The organism is Paenibacillus sp. FSL W8-0439 (assembly GCF_038008995.1).
Lineage (GTDB): Bacteria > Bacillota > Bacilli > Paenibacillales > Paenibacillaceae > Paenibacillus > Paenibacillus polymyxa.
The window spans coordinates 3067748-3086896 of record NZ_JBBPAK010000001.1; the positions used below are offsets into that span (position 1 = coordinate 3067748).

A 19149-nucleotide genomic window follows, 5' to 3' on the forward strand; every position below is an offset into this window, starting at 1 on the left:
CAGATACCACCTTTGGTTTGATTTTAGGAGATGCTCAAAGTAGAAGGTTTATACATCGTTTTATTCATCCGATCATCTGATGTTTAGGATTAAAAAAATTAGGAACTTCCCATATGCTTTTGCAGCTCCAGCTTGGTGCCGTCCAAATGCTGAATACTATATAGCTCTGCAGCCTTACCATCCTGATCCAAAATCGCTTCATAAATTTTTTCATGCTGAAGTGTAAAATGATTTGGCATCGCCGGATCGGTAATCAGATTGCTCAGCGCCTTGCGAATAGCCTCTACAAAGCTGCGGTATACGTCCGTAAGCACCTTATTGCCTGTAGCTGCTGCAACAGCCAAGTGAAAAGTGATATCCGCATCCAAGTACCCATTCATATCTCCAGCCGTCAATGTCGCAGCTCGACGGTCCAGTGCCTCTCGCATCAAGCGTAAATCTTCGTCATTACGACGTAACGCAGCTAATCTGGCAATCTCCAGTTCCAGCACGCTCCGCACTTCATAAACTTCAATAATTTCAGCACGGCTTAGTCGGTAATCCAATGGTTCTTGAGAAGTCGTCGGTTGGCAGACAAAGGTCCCGTGTCCTTGCTTTTTCTCTAATAGACCGGCATGCACCAGTACGCTAACCGCCTCCCGAACTGTAGATCGCCCGACTCCAAATAGCTTCATAAGCTCGGGCTCGGTTGGAATCTTAGTGCCTACATTCCATTCACCAGCAGCAATTTTTCGTTGCAACTGCTCAGCCACTTCATCTGCAATTTGCTTGCGTTTAACAGCTTGAAAAGGCATCATTCCATGATTCATCTGATCATCTCCTGTTTCGTATCATACTATGACACATTGCTTTTCTGCAACTTTTTTCATAATCTTTCTTAGTGGTCTTGTAACTGCAGCCTTAGCAATCGAAAAAGCCTGCACCGTTCACCACGATGCAAGCTTATTTGGATAAAGAACATATTAAGATTTCGTTTTATTCGGAGTAACACAATACAGACGGCTGGTTGTTTCAAAAATATGTCCCGGAGCCAGTGCAATTAACCCGATGTCTTCCGCAGGCAAGTCTGGTCGATTCGGTGCATTGATCATGTTCATTTGCGGTTCAGGACAGATGAATTCCTGGTTCGCTTTGTTGTTCCAAATCATCCAGTGCTTATAAGCAGTGCCTACATCGTATACAAGGGTAGCACCTGTCTTACTGTGTGTGAGTTCCATATAGTTACGTCCATTTTGCGGAGCCGCCGTATAATGATTATCCATAGAGGCAAAATAAGGGCTAACTCCTGTTGTCTTCATCAGTTCCTCTTCCGGGGATAAAGGTTGGAACTGTCCAGTGGCCAACAACCGATCTGTCAGCTCACGCCGCTCACCGATCGTAACCTTAATCTTGTAATCCTCAGGCGAGCTATCAGGTACAAACGGTACCCGAATGGCTGTGTGAAAGGCAAACAAGTTGGGAATCGGCTGATCCCCCTCGTTATGGATCACATAACGCTGATGCAGGCCAAATTCGTCAAGGCTGTACGTCAGCTTCATCGTAAAGGTGAAGGGTAGATAACGGAACATAGGATGCCCTTCCCTTACATGCTGATTCATTACCACATAACTACCTTGCTCCCCGGAACCGTAATCCTCAACCTCCCACCGAACGGTGTGTAAAAAGCCGTGCAAATGGTTATGGGTAGCCTCTTCATTAATTGGCAGCTCATATGTAACACCATTCCACAGGAATTTTCCATCCTCATATCGATTCGGAGGGAATAAGAAAGGAATTCCGTAAACGGATGGGCTTTGCTTAAAAGCCTCTATGCTCTCAGCATCCGGCTCACGTAAAAAAGAATATCCCGTCTCATTGTCACGAAAAGAAATCAGATTTGCGCCGTTTCCTGGCAGGGCAACCGCTTCATATCGTCCAAATTTAAGACGAATCGCCGGTATTCCATAATAAAGATCACCAATTGCAGTATGCTGTTGTGTCATCAAAAATCCTCCTTGATGAAATGACGATGTTTAATGAAAGCGTTTAGCTTTTGGCTTGACTATACCATGTCCAGCAAAAAAATTCCACGTCCACGCAAAAAAACGATGCCCCGCAAGGCATCGTCCTTCACACATATTACACATAACGTCCCTGTTTGGGTACTGCCATGTGTTCAAAATTTCCAGCCAGCTTTTCCAACTGATCAGTCAGCTCGGTACCTTGCATGAAATGTCCATGCCCTGTAACTGCAATTGCAGGCTTTAAGTTGGCTAATATCTTCACTGACCGCTGTGCAGCTTGCCAATCTGTTGTAAAATACGCAGGCGGTCCGTGGATTTCTTCTTCCTGTAAAAGCACAGCCAAGGCCGATTCCTGCTTTACCGTGATAAAAGCGTCACCAGCTACCATTAAGCGTCTCCGCTCATGAAAAAGCGATACATGACCAGGCGTATGTCCTGGTGTATGCAGCCACTTCCAACCAGGGGCGCCGGGGACACTGCCATCTTGGGGCAAGGAGGTGATGCGATCATCGAGATCTATAGCATCATTGGGATACAAGAAGGAAATTCCCGACATCAAGCCTCCCCCAACACTAGGGTCAGGTTTTTGATAATCTTTCATTCCCGTTAAATAAGGTAATTCCAAAGGGTGTGCATAAACAGGTGTACCCCAATGCTGAACCAACTCAATAACCGAACCTACATGGTCAAAATGACCGTGAGTAAGCACAATAGCAACCGGAGGACCCGTAAACCGTTCTTCAGCTAGGCGTATAATCGAGTCTGTGAATCCTGCCATCCCCGTATCCACCAGCACCCAGGATCGGCTTCCCGGCTCTCCGATAAAACACACATTTACAAACAGCGTCCGTAAGCTCAGGAGATCGGGAGCAGCCTCTTCATTTGCCGTCATTCCTTCGGTGAACAGATGATTTGCCAAAGCTTCACCCTCCTATTCACATGGAATTTCCTGTTATACTCGACCTTTAGGCTTCCCCCATGTCAGCAGATTATGCGGACACTGCTAAATATAATCCGCTTGTCACGAAAATAGACCATGTTTACATTACTCGGGTAATTTACTCCATGCCGCATCCAGCAAATAGTCGAAAAGATCATCGTTCTCTTCAATCCAGCTATCCATCTCTAGCATCTCTTCCTCCAAGCGTGGCTCTCCTGCAAAATGGAGACTATAATCCCACTCCTTTCCCTTTTTACTGTGGAAGGTGATTTCATATATAGAACTCTGTCCGTCTACTCCAAATACCACTTGGCCTAAATATGCACCGTTCTCATCTCTAGTCATTTGCGCCTGCTGAATATGTACTTCTTTCAATTCCTGAGAAGAATTTTGCTCCGTCATTTATTTATCCGCCCTTTCATTTTCACTAAAAAGTACCAAAACTGATTTGTGAACCTTTTCGTTACATTGTACAATATATAAGCTATGTGTGGAATTTGCAAAAAAACTGTGCGAATTACCCTATTCTTATTTGAGGCTTTTTCGTGAAATGGAGGAAAGTTACATGTCAGATTTTCAACAAAAATTGCAGAAATATGCGGAATTAGCCGTTCGAGTGGGCGCCAATGTCCAACCTGGGCAGACACTTATCGTTCATGCGCCAATCTTGTCCGCCGAACTCGTACGACTTATCGTTAAATCAGCGTATACTGTCGGAGCTAAGCTGGTAAAAGTAAAATGGAGTGATGAGACGGTTACCCGATTACAGTATGAACTAGCTCCTGATGAAACTTTTAATATTGCTCCCAAATGGTACGCAGCCGAAATGACTGAAGAAGTCGAAAATGGCGCTGCAGTGCTCCATGTCATTGCCGAGAATCCTGATTTGCTTCAAGGGATTCCGTCCAGCAGAATTACCGCTGCCCAGCGTGTGCGATCACATGAGTTACGTCAATACCGTGAATACCAAATGGCTGACAAGTTCAGCTGGTCTCTGATTGCTTATCCTTCAGCAGAATGGGCAGCCAAAGTATTCCCTGATCTGCCAGCTTCCGAGCAAATGGATAAACTGTGGGAAGCCATTTTCAGCACTGTACGTGTGGATCTGGACAACCCTGTGGAGGCGTGGAATGAGCATTTGAAAACCCTCTCCAGCAAAGCTGATATTTTAAACTCCAAACGCTATAAAAAGCTGCATTATCTGGCGCCAGGTACAGACCTCACTATCGAACTGGCAAAAGACCATCTATGGGTAGCAGCCGAAAGCGTCAACCAACAGGGACATACTTTTGTAGCCAACATGCCTACTGAAGAGGTATTTACTGCTCCACTTAAAACGGGAGTAAACGGTAAAGTCAGCAGCACCAAGCCACTCAGCTACAGTGGCAATATCATCGACAACTTCTCACTGACCTTTGAAAATGGGCGTATTGTCGATGTACAGGCCGAAACCGGTTTGGAGACTCTCCAGCATCTCGTAGAAATGGACGAAGGTTCACACTACCTGGGCGAGGTTGCGCTCGTGCCTCATAAGTCACCGATCTCTGATAAAAACATTTTATTCTACAATACATTGTTTGATGAAAATGCCTCTAACCATCTGGCTATCGGTAATGCTTATGCATTCAATCTTAAAGGCGGTAAGGATATGACTCAAGAGGAGTTGGCTGCCAACGGTCTTAACTCCAGTCTGACTCACGTCGATTTTATGATTGGTTCAGGTGAAATGGACATCAATGGCGTTACCGAAGACGGTACTGAGGAACCGATCTTCCGTAAAGGAAATTGGGCGATTTAACACGGTAAAAAAGGCTCTCACCGCTTGATGCGAGAGAGCCTTCTTGCTTCATCTTTAAGTTATGTTACATACATTTACAGTGTATTAATCCAATAATTAGCTGCAAGTCCAAATACGATTTGTACTATGCTGATGATGAAAAAGACAATAAAGCAGCTTACAACTCTTCTATTAATGGTTTGATGTAAGGATAAAGATGATTTCACATATAACATGCTGCCTAATATCCCCAAACACAGACCAAAGATACCTGCAAATAGCCACCCTATAACTAAGCTGACCACGACAAAAGCCCAGCTCCAGCCCGGAGCCTTACTTACTGGAACATAAGGTTGATTGGACCCAAGATATATACCGTCCACAGCTAAATCTGCTTTGTTGCCAATGACCACAACATTCACAGCTTTCTCCTTCAATCGAATTGGAAAATCAATCAAGTTCAAAAATGCGTTCTGGCTTTTCACCTTCTGCTCGCTACCATTCACAATAATTTTTCCTCCGGTAAAGCCACGCTTGTACTCAATACTATATTGAATACCTTGGTCTTCTACATTCCATTTGGCCATCGCTAAACCCCTCTCAAATTTTAGGTAATTTTCTAATTATGTACCATGAAAATCATACCATAAGCCGCAAGTTAAATAATGGAAAAAGGCCGCTTATCAGCGACCTTTGAATCTACTTATTTCGTATGTGATTAGTTTCTATGTCCAATTTTAGTCTTGTAGGCAACTGAATACTGATCAGCCGCTAAAATTGCATCAAGCACATCATCCGCTGTAACAGCAAATGGTAAATTGTGAGCGGTTTCGCCTTCTTTGGTAGCAGCCTGAGCTACCCGGTACAAATCCTCTCGGGAAGCTTCCTGCAGCTTAATGTCTTCCAGCGTAACCGGCAGATCGAGTTTTAGGTAAAAATCAATATACCGCTCCACCTCAGTTAAAGGTCTTTTTTCCAAGGCAAGCTGTACTAAGGTGCCAAAAGCTACTTTTTGGCCATGCGTCAGGTGATGAATGTCTCCTTCGAGTACGGTAAAACCATTGTGAATGGCATGTGCACCTGCCAAGCCGCCGCTTTCAAAGCCCAAACCGCTTAGCAATGTATTGGCTTCCACCACCGCTTCAAGCGCTGGTGTAACGACTTTGCGCTTCACAGATTCATAAGCTTGCAGTCCGTAATCGAAAAGAACCTCCTCGCACTTGGACGCAATGGCTTCTGCCGCCAAGGTTGGCAAGCCGCCAGCCATAGTTGTAGCACGAGCTTCAATGACTGCACGGGCTTCAATCCACGTTGCCATAGCATCCGCAATACCTGAGGAGAGGAACAAAGGCGGTGCCTGAGATATGACCTTCGTGTCAACCAGGATTAAGCTCGGGTTTTTACTGAAAAAGGTATACGTATCAAATGCACCCTCATCCGTGTACAAAACAGATAGAGCACTGGTAGGGGCATCTGTAGAGGCGGTTGTTGGAACAATCACCACCGAGGAACCGAGTAGCTCATTAACGGCTTTGGCGGTATCCAGTGTTTTACCGCCACCTACACCAATGACAATATCGACCTGGCCGCTTCGTCCCTCATCAGCAATACGGTTTACTTCATTTTTGGATGCTTCTCCTTGAAACTCAACCTTTATAGCAGTGATATCAGCCTGCTCCAGACTTTTGACCACTCGATCGGCTGCAATCTCCCAAACCAGCTTGTCCGCAATAACCAAAGCCGTATGGCCTAAATGCTTAACATATTCACCTGTTTTATCAATCACATTTTTCCCTTGCACATATTTACCTGGACTAATAAATACTTTTTCGCTCATCATTCAACTCTCCCTTCCATGTTTGTACAATCTCTATTATACGGCTGAAAGGGCACACATCTCAATTTCAAAACCAAAATCTTCTATCATTTGATGATCAGCGGTAACTTCTTGGCCTGCTGTCGTTAAATAATCTCCTACAAAAATCGAATTTGCTGCATAAAGGGCTAGCGGTTGTAATGAGCGTAAATTCAATTCCCTTCCGCCTGCGACGCGTATTTCTTTGGATGGACAGATGAACCGAAACAGTGCCAACACCTTTAAAGCTTGGATCGGCGAGATCCGCTGTGCTTCTCCCAAAGGGGTTCCGGGGATTGGATTTAGGAAATTAATCGGAATAGAGTCGGCATCCAACTCTCGTAAGGCATAAGCCATTTGAACGATTTCCTCATTCGTCTCCCCCATACCGATAATAACGCCAGAGCATGGAGACATTCCGTGTGATTGAGCCATTTTCACAGTTTCGATGCGTTGGTCATATGTATGTGTGGTCGTAATCGAGGGATAGTTGGCTTTGCTTGTATTTAAATTATGATTGTAACGGTGTACCCCAGCATCTGCCAATCGCTGTGCTTGATCTCCCTTGAGAATCCCCAAGCAAGCGCAAATTTTGAGCGGCATGGTACGACTAATTTCTTGTACAGCATCAATCACCTGATCCAGTTCCCGATCTGTCGGACCTTTGCCGGAAGCTACAATGCAATATGTCCCCGCTTTTCGTGCTAGGGCTTCCCTTGCCCCAGCCAACAATGATTCCTTATCCAGCATACTATACTTGCTGACAGGTGCCGTAGAAACGAAGGATTGTGAGCAATAACCACAATCCTCCGGGCACAGACCACTTTTGGCGTTCATGATCATATTGAGCTTTACTTTTTTTCCGTAAAAATGATGCCTTACCTGAAATGCAGCTTGCATAATCGGTAATATTTCCACATCGTCCGCTTCCAGTACCGCCGTGCCTTCTTCCAGCGTCAGATTGCTGAAATGTATCGCTTTTTCAGCTAATGAGTCCCAATTTAAAGCCTTATTGAATAAATTCATACTTCATCCTCCCTCATTTAGATGGTTATGTAAGCAGATGAGATTTTTACCGTAAGGAAATCCGCTTTATTGTCAACTTAATAATTATATATTAGGTTGACAATAACACAGATATCATATCAATTCACATCCTTTATGTAAAGAAGACAAATTAAAAAGCGACCCCACATCATTAAAGGTCGCTTTCCATATTTATTCCATTATGAGACTCCTGCTTCCTCCACGATGATAGGCTGTTTGATTAGCCGAATACGTGAAATCCGCTTGTTTTCAACTTCTTCTACAATGAACATACATCCTTCAAACACTACAGACTGACCTGGCTGTGGAGGGATAACCTCTACATGTGAGTAGAGCCAGCCCCCTACTGTATCATAATCCTCATGATCAAGATCTAGCCCGAAACGATCGTTCACTTCATCAATTAATAACATACCGTCAATGGAAAATTCCTCGTCATTAATCTGCTCACAACTCGGACGTTCTTGGTCGAACTCATCCTGAATTTCACCGACGATTTCTTCCATAATATCTTCCAATGTTACCATACCCGATGTGCCACCGTATTCATCAATCAAAATTGCAATTTGCGTCTTGCTACGCTGCATGCGTTTGAGCAGATCACTAATTTGCGTTGATTCAGGAACAGCAAGAATCGGGCGAATCATCGTACGGGTATCCAGCGTGTTCGCACGTAGAAGATCTTTAATATGGATAAAGCCGATAATATGGTCCTTATCTTCGGCGCAGATTGGATAACGGGTTCTCATGCTTTCCGTTGCAATCGCGAGATTTTCTTCTGTGGACTCATTACTGTATAAACAGATCATCTCCGTGCGCGGAATCATGATTTCCCTGGCGGTCGTGTCAGCAAAATCAAATATATTATCAACAAGCGCCAATTCCGTATTATCAATTAGTCCGCTCTTATTGCTTTCTTTCATCAGAATGCGTATTTCATCCCCCGTATGCGCGGAATCATCATATTCGGATACCGGCTCCAGACGGAACAAACGCAACAGGCTGTTCGCCATTCCATTCAACGCCCATATGAATGGATACATCAACTTGTAAAACCAAGTCATCAGCATGGCCGAATACAGTGTAATAGTCTCAGATTTACGAATAGCTATCGTTTTGGGTGCCAATTCACCCAACACAATATGCAGAATCGTAATGACAATAAATGCAATCACCACGGCAGTACCGTGTACGTATACCGCTCCCAAGCCAACGGCAGTAAATATAGGCTCAATCAAATGTGCGATGGCCGGCTCTCCGATCCATCCCAGTCCCAACGATGCTAAGGTAATACCCAATTGGCAGGCAGACAAATAAGCGTCCAAATTGTGTATCATATTGGCGGCGTATACGGCCTTTTTATTGCCCGCCTCCACCAAGGTTTCGATACGGCTGCCCCTGACCTTCACCATGGCAAATTCCGCAGATACAAAAAATCCATTCAATAATACTAATGCAAAAACAATAATTAAGTTAAACATACTCGGTAAAGGGTCACTCAATATGCTCCCCATCAGCCGTCATTACGGCAGACAGGCGCACCTCCTTCGGATATTTTCATCATAGACAGAACGATAACACATCATAAGCAGCGTCAACTTCCCAACACATTCACCCCTTCCGGCTTCCATAAGCCATATTCCGCATAAATGTTTAAATCATTCATCAGCTTATATTTAATTATATAACTATACTCTATACAGTCAAACTACAAGCAATGTCAGAAAAATCAATCCCTCCATCATTTAGGTCGAAAAGCTCTCATTTTCGCCTCTTACCACCAAGAAAGCAACTATATTTGAGAAAGAATATAAACAAAATACATCCCCTGCCGTCTGGCAGAGGATGTAAACTCATATATATGAAGGCATCAGCGAACCGGAGATCCGCCCGGGTTCCCGATGACGCCGGGATATTGGTACAACAATGGCTCATCAAAAGTTGCATAATCTAGGTTTAACATCAGCAGAATGGTCCGTTTGCCTGTCGCCGGATCACTAATAATAATATGGTCCCGACCTGCTGCTTCCAGAATGCCTTTGAATATTTTAGCATTCCATTCTCGGTTATTTTCATAGGTCATATAAAAAGTTCCCGTTTTGCCCAAGTTCAAGCGTAAAATATTCTCGATGTATGATTGCTCGTATTGAGGAGTCTGAACCTGCACTACCGTACCCGTTGGTGTCATAGGGCTGCCACTACTTACTTGAGGTGGAAAGCCAGTCATAGGTTGCATGGTTCCGGCTGGAGCCATTCCTCTTGGCCATTCGGGATATCCATTGCCGGAAGCATAAGATACGGGACGGTAAGCTTGCTGTGAAATCATTTAAATTCCTCCTAAAATGGTTTTAATTTTTAAATTCTTCAAGCCATCCTGAAAGGTGTCTAATATACATTAGGACAGTCCTGTGCAGTCGGGCTAAAAAAGCAATGGGCTTTAAAGCGTCCGGTATTGGTCTGGTTATACCAGGTACCCGGGCAGTCTCCAGCCGGTCTGAAAAACCATAATGCATTGGATGCTGGACGTATTTTTTCACCATTGATTACACGCTGGGCAAGTCGAATGTCCCGATCACGGGCCCTCTGATAAAAATACCCCTTCTGAGTAGCCTCAAAACCTCCGGGGCTTTGAAACACCATGTCATTCATGAGGCGTATCCCTTGGAAATCTAGGCAATTGGCTAAAATTCGGTTCACACCGACATTGCCAACCATGAGCATTCCTGACTCGCCTTCACCTTCAGCCTCAGCCCGCATCAGCCGGGCGAGGGTCCTCACATCCTCTGAGTTGGTCTTGATTACAGCCACCGCGTCCCCTCCTTGCTTCTCCTTCACATACCCTATCCTATGGTACAAATGCCCAATAGGTGACAGTCCAGAAAATAAAAAAATAGCCCCAAGAATGGGACTACTCATTTAGGCTTTTATCATGGCTCGTAGATCATCTTACGCGTCATGCCACCATCGACCACTAGATTCGTGCCTGTTACAAAATCATTGCCGGGTTGTGTTAAATACAGACAGGCTCGTGCGATGTCTTTAGGGGTCCCTACTCGCCCAGCCGGATGCTGTTGATGGTCTTCCGCACGCAATTGCTCGTAATCCCCGGTTTCAATCCATCCTGGACTAATACAATTGACCTGAATCCTATCCTTTCCTAGCGATATGGCCATCGCGTGTGTAAGGGCGGCTATGGCTCCTTTGGATGCTGCGTAGGCTTCTGTGTCCGGCTCTGACATGAAAGCTCGTGTAGAGGTCATATTAACCACTGAGCCCCCTTCTGCGTTTCGCTTCATTACCTTAGCCGCTTCTCTGGTTGCAATAAAACAACTGCGTACGTTTGTATTCAGAATGTCATCCCATTCTGCTACGGTTAACTCATATGGAGATTTCCATCTGGATACGCCTGCATTGTTAATCAACGTATGAATTGTACCGTATTCTTCTTCCGTGGCACGGATCAGCGCTACAATATCTGCTTCCTTACGCACATCACAAGGAATAAAAATAGCCTGATGACCCTCGTTCCGGGCTGCTGCAGCGGCTGCGGCGCCCTCTTCCTCATTGTAGTCAGCAAATACAACTTTGGCACCCTGAGCAGCATAGGCAAAAGCGACCTCTTTCCCGATGCCATGCGCCGCTCCTGTTACAATAACAACTTGTCCTTCAAATGACACGACTTATTCCTCCTCTGAACTACTCTGTTTTAGTATATATGTACCAAAATGTGCCGTACAAGAAACATTCACAGCCCCCTACCCTGGCTCCTCGCAGAAGGCTGTAAATGAGCATGAATGTTTTTGACTGAATCCTACATTTTAACCTGCTCCAAGCTATAACGATTAAGACGCTGAAACCCGATATACCTTGTACCTTGAAAAGTAAGCCGTCCCTCATCCCCTTCAGCACATTGACCATATTCTTCCCCTGATACCTTGAACTCCATCCGGTCGCCACTCTCCACTTCAAAGGTTACATAATAGAAAGTATAGGTACGACTCCCTTGTTCCTCTTGGCGCCTCTGTTGGAGATGTGTCCTTCTGGCCGTAATGCGGGAACCCACCGTCAACACAGGCTGCCGCTTGTTCCGGCTCCATTCCATGACTTCCCTGCCCGCAGACAACACGACAATACCCAACACAACTACGAAAAATACGGGCAATACCGTACCCAGCCAATCGAACATCCATAATGACTCAAATCCCATGCACCGCACTCCTCTCCGCCAGGCATTCCACAGGGAAACCACTGGGCATCCTGACCTGCCTCAAGCCTTCTATAACAGTATATGTATGTTGCTGCCCAAATTTGATAGCAACCCTCAAGAACGCCAAGAGCCTCCACGGATTAATCCGGGAGGCTCAAGATATGGCGATATCAGAATGGCTCATCGATTTACACATGTACAAGCTGGAGATAACGTTGTGTTTCATCCAGAACTTCATGATCTTCTTCTTCGGCGTAACGCTCTGCGCATTGCTTGCAGTCCTCTTCCGTCGTGCAACCGTAGGCATCCTGACAAGTGTAGCAAAATTGAAGGTAGTATTGGGTTAACATATGATCCTGATTCGCTCTCATGATTATCACTCCTATCGTTGTTTACAGGTTTAGTATAACAGTGGCTCATTTGTTAGTTTGTGATTTTTTTCACATGTTGTCGTATAAAATTTAAATTTTTTAAAAATAAAACGCCCTGGGAAGACATCCCAGGGCAATCACCTTTATCGTGATTATAAAATTCTCCAGTTTGCACCACCATCTGTTGTTTTTAACAGCAGTGATTTCTTGTCGTCGAGTCGTTCCAAAAGCAGCCAACCTACCGATGAAGAAGCAAAACGCAGCTTGACTGATCGTGGGTAGTCTTTTAGCTTCGAAGGCAGCACCTTGTTGCCTTTGAGACTTGTCCACGTCTTGCCTCCATCTATTGTATGGCTCATTCCGTTTATGGTTATAACCCATCCTTCTTTATCGCTTAGAAAGGTACGCCCAGGAGTTATAGAATTATTATTGCTACTCAGACCCAATGGCACATCATTCCATTGTGTTCCTGTATTATTCGTAAACAGCCCGTTATATTTGGTACCGTTATCCCCATAGCAGAAAACCGGAATCCAGTATGAGGAACTGTTACCTTTAAGAGACTGCTGAGCTTCTGCCTTAGCCTGAGGGCACCCTTGCATGCTGTTAGCGACTGAAGTCCACGTTTTCCCTTGATTCGAAGTTTTATACAATTTCACGCTATTGTCCACGTTAATCGCCACAAAACCCTGATTGTTGGAAGAAAAGCTCATTCCCGCCATACTGCCTTGATCGGGTAAACCTGAGCCTGATTTGTTGGAAGTCATACCAGAACTTTGCGCAACTTTATTCCACGTGGCTCCTCCGTCCGTGGTGTGATACAACATTTTTTGTTGATCCTGCTCATTCAGTTTTGTATAAGCCATGATCCAGCCTGTGGTTGGATTTACATATTGAATCGAGCTTACATGGTCTCCGCTAGGTAGCGCTGAAACATCCCAGCTCTGCCCTCCATCTGCCGTTCTTAGAATGACTGTTGCTGTTTGGTCCAGATTTTGGCGGACGACCCAACCGTGACGTGAATCTGTGAAACTGATATCCTTGCCATATTCAAGCTTGTCTTGAAATTGGACGTTTTCAGAAGGAGAAATATTATTCCATGTTTTCCCACCATCATGGGTATCATAAAGTCGAAGCTCATTATGGGTAACTCCCCAAACCAACCCTTTATTGTTATCGATTAAATGAAAATCCGCGATTCGTGTCTGTACTACATATTTGGCGTTTGGATCGCCAGCCTTTGGGGTTACCGGCGGATTAATAGTTATCGTTTGTCCCTGGTCATCTGGTTCCTCAATCGGAGGTTTAGTTACAGTTTTTGGGGGTTCAGCAGAACAGGCAGTTAGCAGGATGCCCGTCAATAGCATTACTCCTCCCAAGAGCGCACGCCAGCGCAGTTTCATATCAAAATCCTCCCTCGATGGCATGCGGTAATCACGTGCCAAAAGCTTATCTGAAACAGAATTATACCATAAACACCCCTATGTGACACTTTTCGCGTAATGACAAAAAAAACCGGCTCCTTCACAAAAGTGAAGAATGCCGGCTTTTTTCATACTAATATTGTTAGGATTTATGATTCAACAAACTTTTGTGATATCCATAGAAGAAATAAATCAGTAATCCAAGCAGTAGCCACACGATAAATCCGATCCAGGTGCTGATATGAAGCTGAAGCATCAGACCGATGCAAACCAAAGCACTCAGTAGCGGAAGTAACGGAACCCATGGTACGGTAAACCCTCTTTTTAAATCTGGTCGTGTCTTCCGCAAAACGATGACCCCAACCGAAACTACAGCAAAAGCGAACAGGGTTCCAATACTCGTCAAGTTGGTCAGTGCATGTAACGGGAACAAACCACTTGCCAATGCGATAATGCTACCCACCAGCCATGTGCTTCGAATCGGTGTTTGAGTTTTGGCATTTATCTTAGAAAGAAAAACGGGTAAAAGACCATCTCGTGACATAGAAAAAATTAATCGTGTCTGGCCGTACAACAGCACCAGCAAAACGGTCGTCATCCCAGCAATCGCACCAACTGAAATTAATCCAGCTACAAAATCCTGATGAATAAAGCGGAGAGCAAACGCAACCGGATCACTAACGCCCAACTGCGTATAAGGTACCATTCCCGTTAACACAACTGAAACGGCAATATACAATATCGTGCAGATCGCTAAAGAGGAAATAATGCCGATGGGCATGTTCCGTTGCGGATTGCGTACCTCTTCAGCAGCAGTTGAGATAGCATCAAAGCCTAGATAAGCAAAAAATACGATTGCCGCAGCACTCAATACACCAGAAAATCCATAAGGCAAGAACGGTGTCCAGTTGGCAGGCTTAACATAAAAGATTCCAATTCCAATAAATAGCAGTACGACCCCGACTTTGACACAAACCATAATGAAATTGAATCGGACCGTTTCCTTGGCTCCGAGACTAAGCAACAGTGTGATGAGCATGATGATGCACACCGCTGGCAGATCAATAATGGTCCCCTTGGTCGAATCGAAGGCTGCGGTTAAAGCTAACGGTAGATGTATATCAAATCCGGCCAGCAAGCCTTGAAAGTAAGCAGACCAGCCACTACTCACAGAGGCGGCCGCCACTCCATATTCCAGAATCAAGTCCCAACCTAGTACCCAGGCCAGAACTTCTCCAAAAACAATATAACTATATGCATAAGCGCTCCCAGCCGCGGGAACTGTAGATGAAAGCTCTGCATAGCACAAGGCTGCCAATACGCAGGCAATCCCTGCAATAACAAAAGAAAGCATCAAGCCGGGACCTGCATTTTCTGCTGCTGCCTTGCCAGTAATAACAAAAATCCCTGTCCCGATGATGCATCCTACTCCTAGCATGGTGAGATCAAAAGGCCCCATTGTTCTCTTTAAGTGACCTGTAGATCCGCTTTCCTCGTGCGAGAGCAGTCCTGTTTTTTTTCGAAATAAGTCCATATTCCTAATCCTCTTTCCATAATTTCATGCGTCAATATCGGTGCTGCAACGCTTTAGTGCATGTTCTTATCATTCGATTAATTATTAGCGAGCTCGCCTTTGAAGTCAAGGAAAAATGTCATATTTCTTTGCGGTGGGTTAGTATATAGGGTACACTAAGTTGGAAAGATAAATTTTTAAGTAATATCCCAAAATGAAAAGGTATACAACCCGAGAAGGAGATGAGGATTTTATGAGCTTAAAACCTTACAAACGAAGTAGAGTGGCTATTGTCGGCATGGGAGCGGTTGGCACAACAACCGGCTACACCCTGCTGCTGCGCCAACGCATGCAAGAACTTGTCTTTATTGATGTCAACGTCAAAAAGGCGAAGGGGGAAATGCTCGATATGAATCATGGGCTTCCTTTTCTCGGCGGTGTCAAAGTATGGGCGGGTGATTATGAAGACTGCCGTAATGCAGATATCATCATTGTTGCAGCGGGAGCTTCACAAAAGCCGGGAGAAACACGTATTGATCTTCTCAAGCGTAATGCCGAAATTTTTGAAAGTATTATTGATAATATCATCAAGGTCAATACACATGGCATTTTGCTGATCGCAACCAATCCAGTGGACATTCTCTCCTACATCTCTTGGAAACGCAGTGGTTGGCCTTCAAGCAGAGTCATTGGATCAGGAACGTTGCTGGACAGCGCACGCTTCCGCTATCTGATCGGGAAGCAAAAGGGCATCGATCCACGAAGCATCCACGCCCATATTATTGGAGAACATGGTGACTCTGAGTTACCTGTATGGAGCACAGCCAACGTGGCTGGAACTCCACTGGAGTTGGACGAAGGAACGAAAAATGAAATTTTTGAGAATACGAAGAATGCTGCCTATGAAATTATAGATGCCAAAGGCGCTACATCCTACGCCATCGGGCTGGCTCTTGACCGTATCGTAGCCGCTATTCTCGGAGACGAGGGGTCGGTACTTAATGTGTCCACCCTGCTGGAAGATTATAACGGTGTATCTGACGTTTATTTAGGTGTTCCAAGTATCGTGGATCACAATGGAGTACGTGAAATTTTGGATCTTCCGCTCAATGACGAGGAACGTGCAAGGTTGGTTCAATCTGCGGACAAGCTGAAAGATCAAATTAGTAAAGTGCATATGTAATTCAGTAAGTCAAGAATATAAAAGCTAAACAAAAACGGACCTCCACAGCGGATACATCCGTTGTGAGGTCCGTTTTTTTATAATATAATTCCGTTCGTTTGTCGCCCTGCTATGCGTTCCAAATTACCAAGGTGGTGTATCGCCATCCATACCCTCATTTTCATGTTGCCGTTTCTCTTTGAGCCGCTCAGCCACCGTTTCAAAGGATTCAGGTTGTAGCAGCTCAATCGGAGAAAATCCCTTTTCAAACGTAAATGCATCACCTTCAATAATAAGTGCATATCTATCATGAAGTTTCGTGATATGCAGCTTGGCACCAAAGTCGGATAGTAACCCACGCACAGCCGTATCATCCAGTTTGAAACGAACTTCAATTTCCGGTTTTAGCTCGACAATATGCTGCGCAGCTTCTACGACCTGAAGAGGTTCCCATTTTCCTTGCAGATCCCGTTTTTCGCTGGCCGCCCACAGCTCCAGATCGCGCTCTTCCTGCTGTCTTTCCTCATTAGATGCATCCGGCCATTTGGTTTCTACATAGTTCTGAACAAAGCCCATGACATGCTCATTAACGATTTCCGGCATGGATTGCTCATAAGTGACGAATTTCAAAAAGTCTTCAAAATACCGCGCATGCGAAGACTGATGTATTTTAAGCTCCCACTCATCGTTCATACCCTCCTCCAGCATGTAGGGATACATGATGGATTTCATATTACGGGCTGAAATGGCCATTTCGACCTCACTGACCAGGCTGCTTTCAGTTATTCGTGCAATTTTAGGTTCAAAATCACATTTGAGTACAAAAATAAACGGGTCGTCAGAGTGGGTATTTAATGTAGCCTGTACAATGATCAGTGCTCCACCTCGTACCGCGCTTGTATCCAGATACATCCGCACCAGGTCATCACATGCATTTTTAAAATCTTCCTTATCCTCTGCTGCTCGTAGTCGAGCGAACATATTGAAATTCGGATTACTGCTCAGCTCATGTTCCGGTTCAACGATAAAGCGGCCGATTTTAGTCGGTGCCTGCTCTGTGCTTGGATTTTTTTCAACCTTTCGCTTGCTAATGCGAGCAAATTCCCCGTCCAGAAATTTTTTGACATCACTCTCATCGTAATCATAGTCATCCATTGTAGCATAATGCTTGTAGGACTTACCGCCTTGTCCTTCTTTCCCGTCTACCTGAATCACAAAAAAAGATAAAAAGTCCACTTGAAAGTTCATTTACGTTCTATACGCTCCTTTTCAGGCATGTACGCGTAATTATATCACTATGATTTTAAAAGGTACATCGGATTCAGATTCTGATAGATAATAGACACGTAATAGTTAACATAATATTTATTATGTAATTTCGTTTTTTTATTTGGATATCCCATCCAATTTGTAAATATGTAGTGCTCCACCCCTCTTCTATTCTAATCCGCTTTTTTGCATGATTGACTATTTCCTTTTCTATCCTCTATTTTATTCAGGGATTACAAAAAACATTTGACTAAATAGCAGTATATTTATTATATTATCTATTATTATATAGACGAATTATAATTTTGTTTATAAAAATATTCAAGGAAATACTCTGAAAATAAGAAAGGAGAGTTTGTTGTTGTTTAAAAATCCATATATAAGGACCATTATCGCCTCCAATGCGTTGCTAAATTTGGGCATCTGGGTGCGGAACTTTGCCATACTGTTGTATGTAACAGATCTGACCCATAATGATCCTGTATACGTATCGCTCATTTCGGTCGCTGAATTTGCGCCTATCTTTCTGTTTGCCATCATTGGAGGTACATTTGCAGATCGTTGGCGGCCTAAACGGACAATGGTTAGTTGCGATCTGCTGTCGGCCGCGTCTATTTTTATCGTGTTGCTCGCATTGTGGTACGGGTCATGGCAGGTGCTCTTGCTATCCACTTTCTTTTCGGCCATTCTATCTCAATTTTCTCAGCCATCTGCGATGAAAATATTAAAGCAGCATGTAGCACCAGAACAGCTTCAGGGAGTGATGGCTCTTTTTCAGTCTCTCATGGCATTATTTATGGTTATCGGTCCTGTCGTCGGTACATTTATTTATCAACACTTTGGAATTTTCTCTTCATTGTCTATAACCGGAATGTTGTTTCTTATCTCTGCGCTTGTTCTAACTCGTATCCCACAAGATGAGCAAGTAATTGAGATAGATCGACCAACACATTTCATTGAAGAGCTTAAAGAAGGAATACATTATGTATGGAATAACCGTACACTTCGCACGCTTGGAGGAACATTTACCATAATTGGGCTGGCCGTCGGACTTATTCAACCATTAATGGTTTTTGTAGCTATCGAGAACCTTGGGCAAAACAAGGAATTTCTTCAATGGCCATTAATGGCGAACGGAGCGGCTATGCTGTTGGGCGGCGGTCTGATTATGGGGGTTGCCAAAAAAGTCCAGCCGCAATTGCTGCTGGCGACTGGACTTCTGGTCAGCACACTGACAACCTTTGGAGTCGGATGGTCGCACAATATTGTGCTGACAATGGCATTGCAAGTACTCAGCGGTCTATTTTATCCTTGCATTCATATTGGTATCAACACGATGATGATGAAAAATGCCGAAGCTGCTTTTATCGGCCGCGTCGGTGGTGCCCTCTCTCCCCTGTTCTCGGGGATGATGGTCGTGGGTATGAGCATCGGCGGTACACTCAAACGCGAATCCTCCCTGAACACCGTATATACCGTGAGTGCCGGTTTATTTTTACTGGGAGCGATGCTGTTGTTACCATTGCTACGTGACAGGCAGCCTGTACAAGCTGTCATAGCCGATGATTCTGAATAACAATC

At 44.5% G+C, this 19149-nt stretch carries 19 protein-coding genes; 3 read left to right on the top strand and 16 right to left on the bottom strand.

Translation table 11 applies throughout. The features are described from left to right. Nucleotides 1-98 precede the first annotated feature (98 nt). From MKX36_RS13005 to MKX36_RS13020, 4 genes are all read right to left on the bottom strand, one after another. A complete protein-coding gene (locus MKX36_RS13005; protein ID WP_117290242.1) occupies nucleotides 99-809 on the bottom strand; it encodes a FadR/GntR family transcriptional regulator in 711 nt (236 codons plus the stop codon). Between the two features lie 153 nt (nucleotides 810-962). Then, a complete protein-coding gene (locus MKX36_RS13010; RefSeq protein WP_016820782.1) occupies nucleotides 963-1982 on the bottom strand; it encodes an aldose 1-epimerase in 1020 nt (339 codons plus the stop codon). A gap of 136 nt (nucleotides 1983-2118) precedes the next feature. Next, a complete protein-coding gene (locus MKX36_RS13015) occupies nucleotides 2119-2922 on the bottom strand; it encodes an MBL fold metallo-hydrolase (protein WP_340864846.1) in 804 nt (267 codons plus the stop codon). A gap of 126 nt (nucleotides 2923-3048) precedes the next feature. Then, nucleotides 3049-3345 (bottom strand): hypothetical protein, encoded by a 297-nt coding sequence (locus tag MKX36_RS13020; protein ID WP_045244528.1) that lies wholly within the window; start codon nucleotides 3343-3345, stop codon nucleotides 3049-3051. 163 nt (nucleotides 3346-3508) lie between these two features. On the opposite strand from MKX36_RS13020, the gene MKX36_RS13025 reads away from it, so the two are divergent. Continuing rightward, on the top strand, nucleotides 3509-4741 hold the full coding sequence (locus MKX36_RS13025) for an aminopeptidase (protein WP_016820780.1): 1233 nt from the start codon (nucleotides 3509-3511) through the stop codon (nucleotides 4739-4741). Between the two features lie 74 nt (nucleotides 4742-4815). Here MKX36_RS13025 and MKX36_RS13030 read toward each other — a convergent pair whose 3' ends face one another. The 11 genes from MKX36_RS13030 to MKX36_RS13080 form a co-directional block, all read right to left on the bottom strand. Next, nucleotides 4816-5307 carry a hypothetical protein gene (locus tag MKX36_RS13030; RefSeq protein ID WP_340864847.1) on the bottom strand — a complete coding sequence of 164 codons (492 nt, stop codon included), beginning with the start codon at nucleotides 5305-5307 and terminating at the stop codon, nucleotides 4816-4818. 131 nt (nucleotides 5308-5438) lie between these two features. Beyond that, complete coding sequence (locus MKX36_RS13035) at nucleotides 5439-6557, bottom strand: glycerol dehydrogenase (RefSeq protein ID WP_340864848.1); 1119 nt, start codon at nucleotides 6555-6557, stop codon at nucleotides 5439-5441. 36 nt (nucleotides 6558-6593) lie between these two features. Then, nucleotides 6594-7601 (bottom strand): biotin synthase BioB, encoded by a 1008-nt coding sequence (gene bioB, locus MKX36_RS13040; RefSeq protein WP_340864849.1) that lies wholly within the window; start codon nucleotides 7599-7601, stop codon nucleotides 6594-6596. A 200-nt stretch (nucleotides 7602-7801) separates the two neighbouring features. After that, complete coding sequence (locus MKX36_RS13045) at nucleotides 7802-9103, bottom strand: hemolysin family protein (protein WP_172494064.1); 1302 nt, start codon at nucleotides 9101-9103, stop codon at nucleotides 7802-7804. A gap of 389 nt (nucleotides 9104-9492) precedes the next feature. Then, nucleotides 9493-9948, bottom strand: coding sequence for a spore coat protein GerQ (gene gerQ, locus MKX36_RS13050; protein WP_017427029.1), 456 nt, complete (start codon nucleotides 9946-9948; stop codon nucleotides 9493-9495). 59 nt (nucleotides 9949-10007) lie between these two features. Beyond that, entirely contained in the window at nucleotides 10008-10430 is a 423-nt protein-coding gene (locus MKX36_RS13055; protein ID WP_016820774.1) for a cell wall hydrolase, read from the bottom strand. Nucleotides 10431-10549: 119 nt separating this feature from the next. Continuing rightward, a complete protein-coding gene (locus tag MKX36_RS13060; protein WP_016820773.1) occupies nucleotides 10550-11299 on the bottom strand; it encodes an SDR family NAD(P)-dependent oxidoreductase in 750 nt (249 codons plus the stop codon). Between the two features lie 134 nt (nucleotides 11300-11433). Continuing rightward, the gene (locus tag MKX36_RS13065) at nucleotides 11434-11829 is read right to left on the bottom strand and encodes a DUF2500 domain-containing protein (RefSeq protein ID WP_016820772.1); all 396 of its coding nucleotides are present in this window, start codon (nucleotides 11827-11829) and stop codon (nucleotides 11434-11436) included. A gap of 188 nt (nucleotides 11830-12017) precedes the next feature. Next, complete coding sequence (locus MKX36_RS13070; RefSeq protein WP_013371387.1) at nucleotides 12018-12200, bottom strand: hypothetical protein; 183 nt, start codon at nucleotides 12198-12200, stop codon at nucleotides 12018-12020. Between the two features lie 152 nt (nucleotides 12201-12352). Further along, nucleotides 12353-13603, bottom strand: a complete 1251-nt coding sequence (locus MKX36_RS13075; RefSeq protein ID WP_340864850.1) for a YCF48-related protein — start codon at nucleotides 13601-13603, stop codon at nucleotides 12353-12355. 163 nt (nucleotides 13604-13766) lie between these two features. Beyond that, nucleotides 13767-15158, bottom strand: coding sequence for an amino acid permease (locus MKX36_RS13080; RefSeq protein ID WP_090890563.1), 1392 nt, complete (start codon nucleotides 15156-15158; stop codon nucleotides 13767-13769). A gap of 232 nt (nucleotides 15159-15390) precedes the next feature. Between MKX36_RS13080 and MKX36_RS13085 the strand changes: the two genes are divergently transcribed. Further along, complete coding sequence (locus MKX36_RS13085; protein ID WP_107733547.1) at nucleotides 15391-16320, top strand: L-lactate dehydrogenase; 930 nt, start codon at nucleotides 15391-15393, stop codon at nucleotides 16318-16320. Between the two features lie 123 nt (nucleotides 16321-16443). On the opposite strand, the gene MKX36_RS13090 is transcribed toward MKX36_RS13085, so the two are convergent. Further along, nucleotides 16444-17547, bottom strand: coding sequence for a DUF3900 domain-containing protein (locus MKX36_RS13090; RefSeq protein WP_016820767.1), 1104 nt, complete (start codon nucleotides 17545-17547; stop codon nucleotides 16444-16446). A gap of 382 nt (nucleotides 17548-17929) precedes the next feature. On the opposite strand from MKX36_RS13090, the gene MKX36_RS13095 reads away from it, so the two are divergent. Next, on the top strand, nucleotides 17930-19144 hold the full coding sequence (locus tag MKX36_RS13095; protein ID WP_044786038.1) for an MFS transporter: 1215 nt from the start codon (nucleotides 17930-17932) through the stop codon (nucleotides 19142-19144). Nucleotides 19145-19149 lie beyond the last annotated feature (5 nt).

Coding starts and splice junctions, on each gene's coding strand:
- MKX36_RS13005 (WP_117290242.1), bottom strand. CDS start 809: ATGAATCATGGAATGATGCCTTTTCAAGCTGTTAAACGCAAGCAAATT.
- MKX36_RS13010 (WP_016820782.1), bottom strand. CDS start 1,982: ATGACACAACAGCATACTGCAATTGGTGATCTTTATTATGGAATACCG.
- MKX36_RS13020 (WP_045244528.1), bottom strand. CDS start 3,345: ATGACGGAGCAAAATTCTTCTCAGGAATTGAAAGAAGTACATATTCAG.
- MKX36_RS13025 (WP_016820780.1), top strand. CDS start 3,509: ATGTCAGATTTTCAACAAAAATTGCAGAAATATGCGGAATTAGCCGTT.
- MKX36_RS13030 (WP_340864847.1), bottom strand. CDS start 5,307: ATGGCCAAATGGAATGTAGAAGACCAAGGTATTCAATATAGTATTGAG.
- MKX36_RS13035 (WP_340864848.1), bottom strand. CDS start 6,557: ATGAGCGAAAAAGTATTTATTAGTCCAGGTAAATATGTGCAAGGGAAA.
- bioB (WP_340864849.1), bottom strand. CDS start 7,601: ATGAATTTATTCAATAAGGCTTTAAATTGGGACTCATTAGCTGAAAAA.
- MKX36_RS13045 (WP_172494064.1), bottom strand. CDS start 9,103: ATGTTTAACTTAATTATTGTTTTTGCATTAGTATTATTGAATGGATTT.
- gerQ (WP_017427029.1), bottom strand. CDS start 9,948: ATGATTTCACAGCAAGCTTACCGTCCCGTATCTTATGCTTCCGGCAAT.
- MKX36_RS13065 (WP_016820772.1), bottom strand. CDS start 11,829: ATGGGATTTGAGTCATTATGGATGTTCGATTGGCTGGGTACGGTATTG.
- MKX36_RS13070 (WP_013371387.1), bottom strand. CDS start 12,200: ATGAGAGCGAATCAGGATCATATGTTAACCCAATACTACCTTCAATTT.
- MKX36_RS13075 (WP_340864850.1), bottom strand. CDS start 13,603: ATGAAACTGCGCTGGCGTGCGCTCTTGGGAGGAGTAATGCTATTGACG.
- MKX36_RS13080 (WP_090890563.1), bottom strand. CDS start 15,158: ATGGACTTATTTCGAAAAAAAACAGGACTGCTCTCGCACGAGGAAAGC.
- MKX36_RS13085 (WP_107733547.1), top strand. CDS start 15,391: ATGAGCTTAAAACCTTACAAACGAAGTAGAGTGGCTATTGTCGGCATG.
- MKX36_RS13090 (WP_016820767.1), bottom strand. CDS start 17,547: ATGAACTTTCAAGTGGACTTTTTATCTTTTTTTGTGATTCAGGTAGAC.